The sequence below is a fragment of the Chitinophaga sp. genome, assembly GCF_036569125.1.
Lineage (GTDB): Bacteria > Bacteroidota > Bacteroidia > Chitinophagales > Chitinophagaceae > Chitinophaga.
Map to the genome: position 1 here is coordinate 1 of NZ_DATCRF010000006.1, position 15,082 is coordinate 15,082.

14 protein-coding genes are annotated in these 15,082 nt (G+C 47.2%); 5 read left to right on the forward strand and 9 right to left on the reverse strand.

Annotated features, from left to right (window positions below; genetic code table 11):
- The coding region (locus VIM87_RS00135) for a hypothetical protein (RefSeq protein ID WP_331994997.1) at positions 1-752 on the forward strand (752 nt) is incomplete at its 5' end.
- 325 nt (positions 753-1,077) lie between these two features.
- On the forward strand, positions 1,078-2,406 hold the full coding sequence (locus VIM87_RS00140) for a regulatory iron-sulfur-containing complex subunit RicT (protein WP_331994998.1): 1,329 nt from the start codon (positions 1,078-1,080) through the stop codon (positions 2,404-2,406).
- 173 nt (positions 2,407-2,579) lie between these two features.
- Here the strand turns inward: VIM87_RS00140 and VIM87_RS00145 are convergent, their stop codons facing one another.
- Positions 2,580-3,632, reverse strand: coding sequence for a nucleoid-associated protein (locus tag VIM87_RS00145; protein WP_331994999.1), 1,053 nt, complete (start codon positions 3,630-3,632; stop codon positions 2,580-2,582).
- Positions 3,633-3,758: 126 nt separating this feature from the next.
- On the opposite strand from VIM87_RS00145, the gene VIM87_RS00150 reads away from it, so the two are divergent.
- Positions 3,759-4,640: an SMP-30/gluconolactonase/LRE family protein gene (locus tag VIM87_RS00150; RefSeq protein WP_331995000.1), complete on the forward strand. Its 882-nt coding sequence runs from the start codon at positions 3,759-3,761 to the stop codon at positions 4,638-4,640.
- 145 nt (positions 4,641-4,785) lie between these two features.
- Here VIM87_RS00150 and fabG read toward each other — a convergent pair whose 3' ends face one another.
- The 3 genes from fabG to lptB all read right to left on the reverse strand — a co-directional run bounded on the left by fabG (position 4,786) and on the right by lptB (position 7,984).
- Positions 4,786-5,535 (reverse strand): 3-oxoacyl-[acyl-carrier-protein] reductase, encoded by a 750-nt coding sequence (gene fabG / locus VIM87_RS00155; RefSeq protein WP_331995001.1) that lies wholly within the window; start codon positions 5,533-5,535, stop codon positions 4,786-4,788.
- 47 nt (positions 5,536-5,582) lie between these two features.
- On the reverse strand, positions 5,583-7,112 hold the full coding sequence (locus VIM87_RS00160) for a GH3 auxin-responsive promoter family protein (protein ID WP_422653333.1): 1,530 nt from the start codon (positions 7,110-7,112) through the stop codon (positions 5,583-5,585).
- A gap of 107 nt (positions 7,113-7,219) precedes the next feature.
- The gene (gene lptB, locus VIM87_RS00165; protein ID WP_331995003.1) at positions 7,220-7,984 is read right to left on the reverse strand and encodes an LPS export ABC transporter ATP-binding protein; all 765 of its coding nucleotides are present in this window, start codon (positions 7,982-7,984) and stop codon (positions 7,220-7,222) included.
- A 79-nt stretch (positions 7,985-8,063) separates the two neighbouring features.
- On the opposite strand from lptB, the gene metF reads away from it, so the two are divergent.
- Entirely contained in the window at positions 8,064-9,017 is a 954-nt protein-coding gene (gene metF / locus VIM87_RS00170; protein WP_331995004.1) for a methylenetetrahydrofolate reductase [NAD(P)H], read from the forward strand.
- A 188-nt stretch (positions 9,018-9,205) separates the two neighbouring features.
- On the opposite strand, the gene VIM87_RS00175 is transcribed toward metF, so the two are convergent.
- The 5 genes from VIM87_RS00175 to VIM87_RS00195 form a co-directional block, all read right to left on the reverse strand.
- Complete coding sequence (locus tag VIM87_RS00175) at positions 9,206-9,847, reverse strand: porin family protein (protein WP_331995005.1); 642 nt, start codon at positions 9,845-9,847, stop codon at positions 9,206-9,208.
- A 206-nt stretch (positions 9,848-10,053) separates the two neighbouring features.
- Complete coding sequence (locus VIM87_RS00180) at positions 10,054-10,761, reverse strand: porin family protein (protein WP_331995006.1); 708 nt, start codon at positions 10,759-10,761, stop codon at positions 10,054-10,056.
- Positions 10,762-10,973: 212 nt separating this feature from the next.
- On the reverse strand, positions 10,974-11,597 hold the full coding sequence (locus tag VIM87_RS00185) for a porin family protein (protein ID WP_331995007.1): 624 nt from the start codon (positions 11,595-11,597) through the stop codon (positions 10,974-10,976).
- Between the two features lie 111 nt (positions 11,598-11,708).
- Entirely contained in the window at positions 11,709-12,410 is a 702-nt protein-coding gene (locus VIM87_RS00190; protein WP_331995008.1) for a porin family protein, read from the reverse strand.
- 430 nt (positions 12,411-12,840) lie between these two features.
- A complete protein-coding gene (locus tag VIM87_RS00195; RefSeq protein ID WP_331995009.1) occupies positions 12,841-14,247 on the reverse strand; it encodes a redoxin domain-containing protein in 1,407 nt (468 codons plus the stop codon).
- Positions 14,248-14,411: 164 nt separating this feature from the next.
- Here VIM87_RS00195 and VIM87_RS00200 point away from each other — a divergent pair.
- The coding region (locus tag VIM87_RS00200; protein WP_331995010.1) for a TRAM domain-containing protein at positions 14,412-15,082 on the forward strand (671 nt) is incomplete at its 3' end.

The window sequence follows — 15,082 nt, forward strand, 5'->3', positions numbered from 1 at the left end:
TTACCGCCAATGAGTGCCATGACATTATCCGCAAGCTAAGCCTCAAGAGCTTTGAAAGCCAGTATAAGATCCTACTCATGTGGATGCCGGAATACCTGGGCAATGAGGGCAACCGCCTGCTAAAGCTGATTGAAGAGCCGCCGGCTAATACCCTTTTTATACTGGTAGCGGAAAACCAGGAGCAGATCCTGGCCACCATTCTTTCCCGCACCCATCTCATAAAAGTAAACCCGCTGCCAAAAGAGGTGCTGGTAAATGCGCTGGTAGAGCGGGCCAAGGCCACACCCGCTAAAGCCCGGCAGGTAGCTACCATTGCCATGGGCAATTACCGGGAGGCCATGTACCTGCTGCAGAATGCGGAAGATGATTACCATGAGCTGCTGCGCACCTGGCTGAATGGCATTTTTACCGGCAACCGCCCCGCCCTGCAGCAATGGATAGAGCAGATAGCCAGCGCCAAAATGGGGCGTGAGAACCAGAAACAGTTCCTGCGCTATTTTATTACCCTGCTGGAACATAGCCTGCGCCTGCAGTTCCTGAGTAAGGAGGTGCTGGCCTTTTCAGAGGAGGAAATGGATTTTGCTGCCAAGCTGAATAAGCTGGTGAACCTGCAGCAAATGGAACAGATCATGCAGCTGCTGGATAACGCCTGTTATTATATAGAGCGTAATGCCAATGCCAAGCTGTTATTCCATGCCTTGTCCATACGCCTGCAATACATTTTCAGGAACAAACCGCTGCCGGTGGCTTAAGACAAGGTCAGCCCCCTCCGGGCAGGCCCATAGGAGGGGTTTTTGACCCAGGGCCCCTCTATCTGAACTTTCGTGGCCTATTTTGGTTACCTTTGTTATTCCTGCTCTTTGTATCCTATAAAATATTTATGTATTTTAATGGATGCGGAGAACAGGTTGGACTGGAATAGATACTTATAACTAAAACTTAAACTAAGACAATATGGCTTGTGCCGGATGTGGTACGGGAGTGGATGGGAAGCCAGCAGGATGCAAAAGCAATGGAGGATGCAGTAGCGGAGGATGTAACAGGCTTAATGTATTTGATTGGCTGGCCAATATTCCCTTGGGTGACAGCTTAGCACCATTTGATATTATAGAAGTTAGCTTTAATAATGGCAGTCGTAAAGATTTTTTCCGCAATGTTACCAAACAATACTTCGATAAAGGAGAAATGGTAACGGTGGAAGGCATCAGCGGTTTTGATATAGGAACCGTGAGTCTTACCGGCGAATTAGTAAAGCTGCAGATGAAAAAAAGACGGGCAGAAGATACCCCTGAGGTAAAAAAAGTGTTGCGCCGCCCCACGGCCGACGACCTGCACCGTATGAACGAGAATAAGGGCCGCGAAAAAGACGCCCTCATTAAAGCCCGGGCCATGGCCCGCAGCATAGGGCTTGAAATGAAGCTTGCTGAAGTAGAGATCCAGGCCGACGGCCGTAAAGCTACCTTCTTTTATACTGCTGATGACCGCGTGGATTTCCGTGAGCTGATTAAGCTATACGCTTCGGAATTTCGTGTAAAGGTTGAAATGCGGCAGATAGGCGCCCGCCAGGAAGCGGGTAAGGTAGGCGGTATTGGCAGCTGCGGACGTGAGCTATGCTGCTCCACCTGGTTAACCGACTTTAAGAGCGTAAATACTACGGCTGCCCGTTACCAGAACCTTTCTATAAACCAGGCCAAATTATCCGGCCAGTGCGGCCGCCTCAAATGCTGCCTCAATTATGAGCTGGATACCTACCTGGATGCATTGAAGGATTTCCCGGAAGACGCCGATACCATAGAAACCACCGGTGGTACCGCTACCCTGCAAAAGCGGGATATTTTCAAGAACCTCATGTGGTATAGTTACGATACCAGTAACAAACAATACCCCTTAACCATTAGCCGCGTAAAAGAAATACGCCAGCTGAACAAACAGGGTATTAAACCAGAGGAGCTGAAAGCCGTGGAAGTAGTAGTGAGCAAACCCAAGGAAACTGACCTGGGCTTTGCCGATGTGGTAGGACAAATAAGCCTGCGCAGCCTGGAAAAAACCTCCCATAAGCGTAAGCAGAAGGATAAGGAAAAACAAAAGCAGCAGAAACCACAGCAGCAACAGGGCCAGGGCCAGCAAGGCGGACAAAAACCGCAGCAACAGCAGCAGGCCCGGAAAGCAGATGGCAATAACCGTCCGGAACAGCGTAACCGCCACGAGCAAAAGCACCGGGAACCCAAACCGCAGGGTCAGGGACAACAAGGTGGCGGCGGCCATAAGCCGGAGCATAAGCAACAGCAGCAAGGTCCGCGCCAGCCGCAGCAGGATGGTGGTAATGGTAATAACAACCAGCCGCGGGAACCCAGGGAACCACGGGATCATAAGCATCGCCCGCCCCGGCACAAGACGAAAAAATGATGTGCAAATTATAGATGTGCAGATGTGCAAATGGATCTCCGTTTGCACATCTGCATTTTAAGACATATTGGTTACAAGCGCACCATCGGGCAAAACCAGCACATTAGCATATCAGCACATCACCACATCCCCTCTCATCTGCACATTTGCATATCTGCACACCTGCACATCCCCTAGCTTTCGTTCTCAAACATCAGCTTATAGTAATGCATATTCGTGGCCTCATCATACCCCCGCTCTATCAGCTCCCGGTCACCGTGAATGTATATATGAAAATTGCGGTCCAGCTTTAGCACGCTCTTAAATACCTTTTGCTGTTTTTTTACAGCCGGTGCAGAAATATCAAATTCATCCGGTATCTCCTGCCGGAACTCCTGCTGAAAATGATCACGGTATTCCTTGAACGATGCTATAGCATCCGGATGCCCCAATACTTCCTGTGCAAAATCATCTACCTGGAACTGCTCCTTCTCCTTAAAGTAAGCGGCGGATTTGTTCAGCAGGTCTACCTGGTCTACCCGGCTCATTTCATATTCAGCAGGCAGCTTGTCCTGTATAAACAGCTTACACATGTTCACCATGGTTTCTGTTTGGTGATAGCTGTCTTCCCGGCGCTGTACCTGTAAAAAAGAATCTTTCCAGTACACCGCTTCATTCTGTTTGCTGATGCTGTCAATAATACTCACCTTATAGCCTTCTCCCTCTTCCGTATTAAACACCAGGCAGCCTTTATCCAGCTTGTTAATGTTAATACCATCCTCGTAATTCACCTCGTAGTTATCATTGGAAAGGAACACTTTTAAATACGTATCCCGGTTCTCTGATTTAAAGATGCCGATGGCAGGCACCTCCTCCCCGTCTGTCAAACATTTATTGAAGTAAGTGATATACAGCTCTCCGCCCTTTATTTTAGGATGGGTAGAGTGTTTGTATAAATGCTTGGCAATATTCACAGACTGTTCGTAAAAACTTTCCTGGTCGGCAAAAATGCGCTTGCAATACTGGAATACCTCGTTCAGCTGCAGGTCGGCCTCATGGAAAAAACGAAAGTATTCTGCGCTGTTGGTAAAAGGTTGTATAAAATAGTTCAGCAGCAGCTGGCCAATGGTTTCATCCTGCAGGGCCAGCGGCGCCTGTGAACAGATCAACGGCTCATCCTGCGAGGAATTGCCTACTTTATGAATGGCCAGGTGTGCTAAATCCTGGAATGCTGAAACATGGATCATGGGTGCGAAAATAGTAAAAAACTATACGGTGCGCCGCCCGCCGCCGATACTTTCCGCCGGTATATAAATTATTGTATTCACTAATAAATTTATATAGCTTAGTGCAGCTTATTTATAATTTATAACATGCAAAAAACCATCGTATTATTGGCGGCTGTTATAGCCTGCAGCACTGTGAGCGCACAAAAAAAACCAGCACTGTTTGAAGCACAGGACCTTACGCAGGAGAACACCTTCTCCCAGAACATTGAGGGCCCTAATTTTGACAAAGCAGGAAACCTGTACGTGGTGAATTTCCAGAAAGACGGTACCGTTGGTAAGATCAATACCAAGGATGGCAGCGGCGAAGTATTTGTGACCCTGGCAGATAGCAGCACCGCCAACAGTATTGTATTTAATAGTGAAGGCAATATGTACCTGGCCGATTTTAAAGGCCATAACATACTGGAAGTGAATATGAAAACCAAAGCGGTTAGCGTATATGTACACTCCGCCCAGTTTAACCAGCCTAACGACATTTGCATTACCAGCAAAGGCCGCCTGTTTGCCACCGATCCTAACTGGCGCGCCGGCAGCGGACAATTGTGGCGTATAGACAAAGGCGGTAATCCCGTATTGCTGGAGCGCCGCCTGGGCACTGCCAATGGTATTGCCCTGAGCCCGGATGAAAAAAACCTGTACATCAATGAAAGCGTGCAGCGTAAGATCTGGCGTTATGATGTGGATGATGCCGGCAATATTTTCAACAAAAAGCTGTTTGCCGAATTTCCTGATTTTGGATTTGATGGTATGAAATGCGATAAGGCCGGCAACCTGTATGTATGCCGCCATGGTAAAGGCGTAATAGCCGTGCTGTCACCAGATGGAAAGCTGATCCGCGAAGTGCCCTTAAAAGGCAAATTGTGCAGCAACCTGGTATTTGGCGGTAAGGATAAGAAAACCGTGTATGTAACCCTGCAGGACCGGAAATGTATTGAAACTTTCAGGGTGGATATTGCGGGGAAGTAGGAAAGTCCATGGTCCATAGTCGATGGTCCATTGCATAGAACGCAGAAAATATTAGCTTAATAAAAAGCGGGTATATCATTGGCTTGATATACCCGCTTTCTTGTTATAGACCATGGACCATCGATTATGGACCATGGACCCTGCATTAAATATTCAACCCGCCGCAGGCGCTGATCACCTGCCCGGTTAAATAGTTACCCATGTCAGATGCCAGGAACAGGCATACATTGGCAATATCTTCCGGAGTGCCAAAGCGGCCCAGGGGAATTTTTTCAATATAGGCCTTAGCGCCTTCACCATCTTTCAGGTAGTGCGTCATATCTGTTTCTACAAAGCCCGGCGCCACAGCGTTACAGCGTATGTTGCGGCTGCCCAGCTCCTGCGCTATTGATTTGGTGAAACCAATAATACCTGCTTTGGAAGCGGCATAGCTGCTTTGGCCGGCATTACCTTTAATACCAATTATGGAGCTCATGTTAATGATGGCGCCGTTCTTAGCTTTCATCATAGGGCGTATCACCTGTTTGGTCATGTTATACACGCTCTTCAGGTTAATGTCCATTACATCATCCCACTGCTCTTCGCTCATGCGCAGCAGCAGGTTATCTTTGGAAATACCGGCATTGTTCACGCATATATCAATACTACCAAAGTCCTTCAGCACATCCGCTACCAGCGTTTCACAATCTGCATAAATACCGGCATTGCTTTTATATGCTTTTGCCTTTACGCCTTTGGCCTGCAGCTTTTGCTCCAGCGCTTTGGCCTTTTCATCAGAGCTTACGTATGTAAAGGCTATATGGGCTCCCTGTTCTGCAAATTTTTCAGCAATAGCTTCTCCAATTCCCCGGCTGGCACCTGTTACAATAGCAACTTTGTTCTCCAGTAGTTTCATGTGTCTGTTAATATCAATTAAAGATTAAAAAATAGGCTGCTTTATTACTACAAATTGGCTGTTTGTGAAAAACGCAGGATCTCCTCCACATAATTCCGCTCATTATTCAGGCGCGGTACTTTGTGCTGGCCGCCCAGCTTACCTTTGCTCTTTAACCATTCACAAAAAGTGCCATTAGGCAGCACATGCATCACCGGCATGCGCAGGGCAATATCTTTATGGCGTTTAGCCTCGTAGTCCGAGTTAATAGATTGCAGGGTTTTATCCAGCACCTCAACAAACTGCTCCACATTGCCGGGCATCACATCAAATTCTACGAGCCATTCATGCCCGCCGTTGCCTGCATCGCTAAAATAAATAGGCGCCGCCGTATAGTCGTTCACTATAGCGCCGGTTACATCACAGGCATGGGCAATGGCTTTATCGGAATTTTCAACGATCAGCTCTTCGCCAAATGCATTGATGAATGATTTAGTACGCCCGCTTACCCGTATGCGGTAAGGCGCCAGGCTTACGAACTGTATGGTATCGCCCACCAGGTAACGCCACAGGCCACCGTTGGTGCTAATGATAATGGCATAGTTCTTACCCAGCTCCACATCCTGCAGCTGCAGGGTACGGGGGTATTCCTTACCATATTCCTCCATGGGCATAAACTCATAGAAAATGCCATGGTTCAGGAACAGCAGCAAACCCTCCTGCCCTATAATATCCTGCGCAGCAAAAAAACCTTCAGAGGCATTGTAGGTTTCCTGGTAGTACATATCCGGCTTGCGGATCAGCTTTTTAAACTGTTCGCGATATGGTGTAAAGCTTACGCCGCCGTGCATATACAGCTCCAGGTTGGGCCATACATCTGCCAGGTTATCCGTGCCTGTTAGCTCAAAAATGCGTTTTATAAGCACCAGTGTCCAGGTGGGAACACCGGCTATGGAAGTTACATTTTCATGTATAACGGCGTTGGCCATACGCTCTATTTTCTCTTCCCATTCATCCATCAGGGCAATGGAAAGGTCGGGCGTACGGATCATGTTACCGTAAAAGGGCATATTCTGCAACATTACGGCGCTCAGGTCGCCGTAATAGGAATCGCTGTCGGTAGATAGCTTGTTAACCTGGTGGCTGCCGCCTATTACCAGTGATTTGCCGGTAAGCAGGTCTGAATCCGGGAAGTTGTTGTAGTAAAGGGAAAGCACATCGCGGCCGGAGCGGTAGTGGCATTCATCCAGGCTTTCTACTGATACGGGAATGAATTTGCTTTTATCTGCAGTGGTGCCGCTGGATTTTGCAAACCATTTAATGGGCGTGTTCCATAATACATTCTGCTGCCCTTCCATTACCCGTTGTATATAGGGTTTGATGGAATCATAATTATGTACGGGTACGCGCTGTTTAAATTCCTCTATTTTATAGATGCTGGAAAAGTTGTATTGCTTACCGAATTCTGTATACTGGGCAGCACTGATCAAACTCTGGAATACCTGCTGCTGCACCTGTAGGGGATATTGCATAAAATACTCTATGCGTCCCATACGCAATCGCGCCAATTGAGATATTGCAGGACTTAAGATTCTCATAATTTAAGAAAAGTTCGTTTGGATTGTGTGACTTAAAGCAGATGTCAGCATGTTTGTTTCAGGCTACGTAAAACATCCTGCATCACGCTGTAAATTTCAAACCGGTTTTATTGTTGTTTCGCAGCTTCGTCCAGGTAATTCTTACGGCGTAGAATGAAATTTTGCCCAAGATACACTTTTCTTACCTGTTCATCCTCCGCCAGTTCTTCCGCAGAACCGGCTTTCAGGATCTTTCCTTCAAATAATAAATAAGCCCTGTCTGTAATGGATAAGGTTTCCTGTACGTTATGGTCTGTGATCAGGATACCGATGTTCTTATATTTCAGCCGGGCTACTATAGATTGTATATCTTCTACGGCAATAGGGTCAATACCTGCAAAGGGCTCATCCAGCAAAATAAACTTAGGGTCTACCGCCAGTGCCCTGGCTATTTCCGTACGGCGGCGCTCACCACCGCTCAGTACATCGCCGGGGCTTTTACGCACGTGCTGCAGCCGGAACTCATTCAGTAAGCTTTCCAGCTTCTCTTTCTGCTCCGCCTTTTTCAGGTCTGTCATTTCCAATACCGCTGCAATATTATCTTCCACGCTCAGCTTGCGGAACACAGAGGCTTCCTGCGGTAAATAGCCAATGCCCATCTGCGCCCGTTTATACATGGGCAGTTTGGTAATATTAAGATCATTGAGGAACACCTCTCCCTCATCCGGCTTAATTAAACCTACTACCATATAAAAGGTAGTGGTTTTACCGGCTCCATTAGGGCCCAGCAGCCCTACGATCTCTCCTTGCTTAACCTCTACAGATACATGGTTCACTACCGTTCTGTTGCGGTATTTCTTAACCAGTTGATCTGTATGAATTTTTAATACCATATGTTCAAACTTAGCAAAAATAACCATTTACCCAAGATTATATTATTTTTGCCCGTCACAAAAATAAACACACTCACGGATGAAAGTAACAGAACATATTGCAAAGGCTAACGACACCCTCATTTCCTTTGAAATATTACCCCCACTGAAAGGTAAAAGTATTGATTCCATTTATGATCACCTGGATCCTCTGATGGAGTTCAAGCCTGCTTTTATTAACGTTACGTATCATCGTAGTGAACATATGTTTAAAAAACGTGCCGATGGTACTTTTGAGAAGGTAGAGATCCGCAAGCGCCCCGGCACCGTAGGCATTTGCGCGGCTATTATGAACCATTACAATGTTGATGCCGTACCCCACCTTATTTGTGGCGGCTTTAGCCGGGAAGAAACGGAGAACGCGCTGATAGACCTGAACTTCCTGGGGGTAGATAATGTGCTGGTGCTGCGTGGCGATGCGCCCAAGAACGAAACTTTCTTTGAACCCGACCCCCATGGCCACCGTTACGCGATTGAGCTGCTGGACCAGGTAGCTCATATGAACAATGGTATTTACCTGGAGGAAGACCTGCAAAGCGGTGTAAAAACCAATTTTTGCATAGGCGTGGCCGGCTACCCGGAAAAACATTTTGAAGCGCCCAATATGCAAACGGATATGTCGCACCTGAAAAGAAAGGTTGAGCAGGGCGCTGATTATATTGTAACCCAGATGTTCTTTAACAACCAGAAATTCTTTGACTACGTAGCTAAATGCCGCGAAATGGGTATCACCATCCCTATCATCCCGGGATTAAAACCCCTTACCAGCAAAAAACAACTTACCATATTACCGCGTACCTTCTTTGTGGATATTCCGGATGAGCTTTCTTCCGAAGTGCTGAAATGTAAAACAGATAAAGAAGTAGAGGAGGTAGGCACCCGCTGGCTTATTCAGCAGTCCAAAGAGCTGAAGGAGTTTGGCGTGCCTGTACTGCACTACTACACCCTGGGCAAACCCCATGTTATTAAAAATGTGGTAGAAACTATTATATAATAAAAATGCCATTACGTGGAAACGTAGTGGCATATACGAATACTGTCACACTTTTTTGTTTTAAATGTCCTATGTCGATGTTATTAAGACGGGCATTTATCATTCTCCCCCTATAACATCTCCATAAAAAAAAACCGCTTCCCGGATTACGGGAAACGGCTTTTGGTATTATATTACTATTATGGTTATTATTTCTTCTTACCGCTATGCAGCAAATAACCTACGCTGATACCAAGGTAGCTGTTCTTGGATTTTTCGCCATCAGGGCTAACATTGGTTAAACCCAGGCTGTAATTGATGCTGAACAGTAAACCGTTCTTCAGCTCATAACCAGCCAGGAAGTTAGCACCTGCGTCCAGGGCTTTTACGTGAGCGTTCTCGTCTGTTTCGTCAAGATCTTCGGATTTTTTACCGTCGAACTTAACTTTAGTGTCTCCGAACTTACCGCTCAGGCCTAAAGCTACGTAAGGGCCAGCACCTACAAACAGCTTACCGGCGCCTACCTGCGGTTTGTACAGGAAGTTAACAGGCAGCTCTAAGTAGTTCAGCTTGTAGCTTACTTTGGTTTCATTGTCGTTCATGTCAAAATCCTTGAACTTAGCGCCCTTAGCACTGTACAGTAACTGAGGTTGCAGAGAAAATGATTCTGCGAGGCTGAGGTCAGCAATTACACCTGCGTGAAAACCAGACAGTCTGCTTTTACCTTCACTGTTTTCAGTGCTGATGGAGGCGCTGTTGTAACCAGCTTTTAAACCAAAAGATACTTGTGCATAGCTGGACAGGGTTGTGGCTACCAGGGCTAACGTTAATAATACGACGTTCTTCTTCATGTGAAAACTTGGGTTTGGTTAAAAATGCGGTGCAAATATAACCAACATATGTAAAATTTCATAATTTATTAAAAACAATTATTCAAACTTCCCGTAAAATATTACTAATATATATCGTATAAGCATATGGATCATCTAAACGCAAAGTCCCGCCGGGTATAGCCGCAGCAGGACTTTGAACAAATATTGCAGGCAATAAAAAAAAGCTAATAATCTTCCCGGTCCAGCAGCACTCCCAGGCTAATACCCAGGTACCGGTTCTGTAAATTACTGGTGGTGGATTTGTCAATATCCATTAACCCCAGGCTATAGTTGGCGCTTATCATTACCAGGCTGTTAAGCTCCACGCCTACCATAAAATTGGCGCCGGTATCAAAACGGCGCAGTAAAGTGTTGGTAGAAATAATGTTGGAGGCCTCGTCAAAGCCAATATCCTGTTTGGAGTTACTTACCACGTGGCCGTTGTAGCGGATGGTAAGGTCATAGTGCCCTCCCAGGCTATACCCGGCATAAGGCCCGGCCCCCAGGGTAATTTTGCCAAAAGACACCGGTATTTTATATACCAGGTTCAATGGCAGCTCCAGGTAATGCAGCCGCACCTTGTCCGCACAGGGCATATACAGGCTGCTGGGGCTGTTGACATAAGGCACATCCAGGTCCATGCCTTTGGTAATATACCGCAGTACCGGCTGTATATAAAAGTTATGACCCAGGGGCGCATTCAGCACCACATCCGCATGCCAGCTGCTCATGCTCCGGGGGTGGCCAATACCATTGTTCTTGTAACCAACAGTAGGGTCTTTATAGCTCATAGTGGCCAGGTTATAGCCGGCACGAACACCTACGCTCAATTGCGCATGCAGGGGTAATACAGCCAGTATGGCCAATAGAAAAAATAGTGTAAAATTTTTCATGCATCTGTCCTCTTTAAATAAATGGTGTATTGGGTGGAAATTGTGAAAAACCAAGCCTATCAGGGTATTATACAAACACTTCAACTCGAACGCTGGGCTAAAAATACATAATTAAAGGAAATATTACTGGAGGATACATAAAAATAACAGCCCCGGAGCCAGGCTCCGGGGCTGTTTGTCAGCAGATCTGAAGGTAATATTCTATGCTTGCCTTAGAATTTATATCCTACCGATGCACCAAAGGAAGTATTCCTCCAGGAGAAATCCTGTCCGGCTATCTCCTTGTTGCTGGCTGCATTCACCAGTCCCAGGTCGGTATTTATACCAAAATACAGGCCTTGCTTCAGTTCATAACCTACCTGTATGGTACCACCTGCATCAAAACGGTTCAGCTTAAAAGCGCCGGATTCATCATCAAATGCCTTTAGATCACCCGTTAAGTTGCCAATGCCGCCTTTGTGCTTACCGCTGATACCATAGGCCAGGTAGGGGCCTATGCCTAATACCAGCTTGCCGGTACCCACTTCTGGCTTGTAGGTGAACAGGATGGGCACCTGCAGGTAAGACAGGTTAGTTTTGAAGTCACTGTTATCCTTATTCTTACCACCTTTACCTGCGTACAGCAGGCCGGTGCCGATGAAGAATTCATCTGCCAGGGGCAGATCTACCGTAACACCAGCTCTGACATTGGTTACCAGTCCGCTGGTTTCCTTGTCACCTCCGGATTTAACAGTAGCGCTGGAAAAATTAGGGCCGGCTACTACGCCAAATTTTACCTGTCCGAATGAAAGGGCTGCTACTAACATGGCAGCGGCAGATAAGAGTACTTTTTTCATTTGTTTTTTTCGGTAAAACGCCCGCAGGCCGGGGCATTTATACCTTGTTTTTAGCGTGGTGTATTCAATGAAGATGCTGCCTGCCTGCATCTATGGTCATAACTTGATCGCTTAGAACAGGTAACCTAAGGATACACTGAACACGCGGTTCTTGGCCTTATCATCACTGCTGCTGTCCTGCCCGGAAAGGATCTTGCTAAAGCCCAGTCCATACTGTGCAGATACTATGAAGTGGGAAAGCTCGGCACCCACCATCAGGTTACCACCCCAGTCAAAACGTTTGTACTTGTTCAATCCGGTGTTAGGATCTCCGCTGTTAAAGGGGGTATCATCATCCCATTTAATGCTGGAGCTGCCTTCTGTTTCGGTTACCCCGGTATTTACGGTATACTTGTTCTTACCGGCTACCCCAAATGCAAAATAAGGACCTACGCCGGCAAACAGGCGGCTATCCGCACCAATGGGAATTTTACCCACAAAGTTCAACGGAATTTCTATGTACTGCGGGTTGGTGGTATACTTTGCATAAGGATCGGTTACAGAAGGGTTGTCCTTATTGCCGGATTCCACCTTGGCTCCCTTGCTGCTGTAGTATACACCCGGCTGAAAGGACAGGATGTTCTTGATCAGCGGCATATCGGCTATCAACCCTATGTGATACCTGGATAATGCTTTGTTGTCGTCGGTAGAGCCATCATTACGGGTGGAAATATTGGCCAGGTTCCAGCCACCTTTAACACCTACACGAACCTGAGACATGGCCGCAAAAGAAAAGGCCAGCGCTGCAAAAGACAGGATTAACTTCTTTGTCATAATCTCACAATTTTAGTTACGAATCACTTTTTTGGTTACGAAAGGGTGATTCCAAAGACTATGCCAATAAATTTTTTTGAAAATTTATCTAGTTGATTGTAAGTAAGTTACAACACACATCTCTGGCTGTGATCCGCTGGTGTTAAGGCTTTGTTATATGTGATGAGTAGTAATAAAGCATGAATTCCCCATATATAATACGGAGGATTTTAAGAAGGAGGGGCATGAGGAATTAAATGGATAATTTATTGGCATTTTCTCTACGGTTTATCCGGGTGTAATTCGGGTGACATTGCTGCGCAATGCGTGCGCAACCCGGGTCGGGCCCTGGCCATTAAACCTAATAGGAATATTTAATTAAAAAGGCCACTCATGCATCCCCAAAGAGCATCAGTGGCCTTTATTATATCCTTGTTTCTTACTTCCTGCATCACTTTTTCACAGTACCTTCCGGCTCTTTTTCCAGCCTTTCCAGGAAACCATTCAGCTGCTCCACACCCAGGCGTTTGGCCAGGATCTTTTTCTTTTCATCCAGCAGGTACACCACCGGGGTGCTGTACACATCATACAGGCGGCGGTAGTTGCTTTGCGCCTGCGGATCCCAGGCATGCACCCAGCCGCTAAGCTGGTGCGCTTTAATGAACTGTAGCCATTCTTCACGGGTACCGTCCGTTTTTATACCCACCATTACTACGCCCTTATTTTGCCAGCTGGCTTTAAAGGCGCTGTCCAGGCGGGGTATTTCGGTTTTACAATGCCCGCAGGTAGGATCCCAGAAAACCAGTACGGTGTATTTGGCTTTGGTGCTATACAGGGAAAGGGGCTTGGCGGTAGAGTCCTGCATTTCCAGCGGCGGGGCCTGCTGCCCTATCAGGTTGGGCGCTATGGCATAAGCCCGGCCTATGAGCTTATTCAGCTGGTCGCTGGTAAGCCAGTAAGCCTCACCGGGTACATAATATTTCTCTACCAGGTGCACAAACACGGCATCCATACCCATGTAGGGCGATGTTTCGTAGTTATAGGTAAGCCACCACAGCACATACTTGAACATTTCCTTATCCTTACGGGCTTTGGCTATCAGCCGGTCGCATTCCACAATAGCGGAATCCGGCTCCATGGGCACTATCTGGTTAAAATACTTGCTTAATTTACCTTCCAGGATGGGAGTGCGTACCAGGCGGCCATCATTCAGGTTCACCTCATCCCAGTAATGCCCGCGAAAATAGCGGTAGGCGAAGGTAGAATCTTCATTGGCCGGTTTGGCAGGCACTTCCGGCTCGCGCATAGCTTTGAAAATGCTGGTCAGTAAGGATTCAGGATGTTTGGCGATGAAATTTACGCGGTAGTCCTGGATCTCTTTGTTCAGCGCTGTTTGCAGGGGGCGCGCCTGTACTGTATCCTGTGCGGTACGTTTGGCCAGCAGCTCCTGTATAGCGATGGTTTTCGGCTGTAGCGTGGCCAGGAAACGGTTGTAACCCAGGAACAGGTCGTTCTCGGGCGATGTTTTATATACTGTTTTACCTACCAGGTCAGTACTGTCTACACTAATGGAAAAGGTCTGGTTCTTATCCAGCAGCATTTCAAAATAACGCTGCTTGCCGGGGAACACCACCAGGTAAATACCGCCGGGCAGGGCTTCCTTGCCTTTGAGCACTGCGGTGCCGGTAGCGTCTATCATGGCAGAATCGGCCAGGTAGGTGCCTTTGCCCATGTAATGGGCCAGGAACATGCGGCCACTGGTATATTGCTTGAACTTAACGGTCAGCTGGTAGCCCTGCGCCTGCAATTGCAGCTGGCTATAACACAAAACGGCGATGAGAAAGAAAAGTTTACGCATAGGATTAGGATATGTAAATGTAGCAGTAAAAAATGAAAAGTCCATGAATGGGTCCATGGTCCATAACCGATGGTCCATGGCTTACTCCGGCGGGCCAGGTGCCTGATGAATGGCGCCTGTATCCATAAATGTTCCTCCATGTACAAGGCCATAGACCATCGGTTATGGAACATGGGCTGTTTGCTCGTAAACCATCTGCCACGCAAAATGCCATGGACTATGGACCATTGGCTATGGACTACGCTATCAAAAACACTACCTTTGCATCCGTGAGGAAAAAAAATGTGGTACTGGAAAAAGTACCGGTAAGTGCTTATGCAGCAGAAGGCAAAGCCCTGGCCCGTCAGGACGGGAAAGTAATATTTATTGAAGGCGGGGTGGTACCCGGCGATGTGGTGGATGTAAAGCTCAGTAAGAACAAAAAAGACTGGGCAGAAGGTACCGCCATCCATATCCATTCCTACTCCAGTGAGCGGGTGGAACCCTTTTGCGAACATTTTGGCGTATGCGGCGGCTGCAAATGGCAAATGCTGCCCTACTCCCGCCAGCTGCAATACAAACAGCAGCAGGTGGTAGATAACCTGCAGCGCATTGGGCACCTGGAGCTGCCGGCCATCAGCCCTATCCTGGGCTCTCCGCACAGCACCTGCTACCGCAATAAGCTGGAATTTACCTTCAGCAACAAGGCTTATCTCACTAACCAGGAAATTGCGCAGGAAGGTGGTATTACCCGGCGTAATGCACTGGGCTTTCACGTACCCCGCCTGTTTGATAAGGTGTTGGACATTCACACCTGCCACCTGCAGCAGGAGCCGGTGAACCTGATCCGCAATAC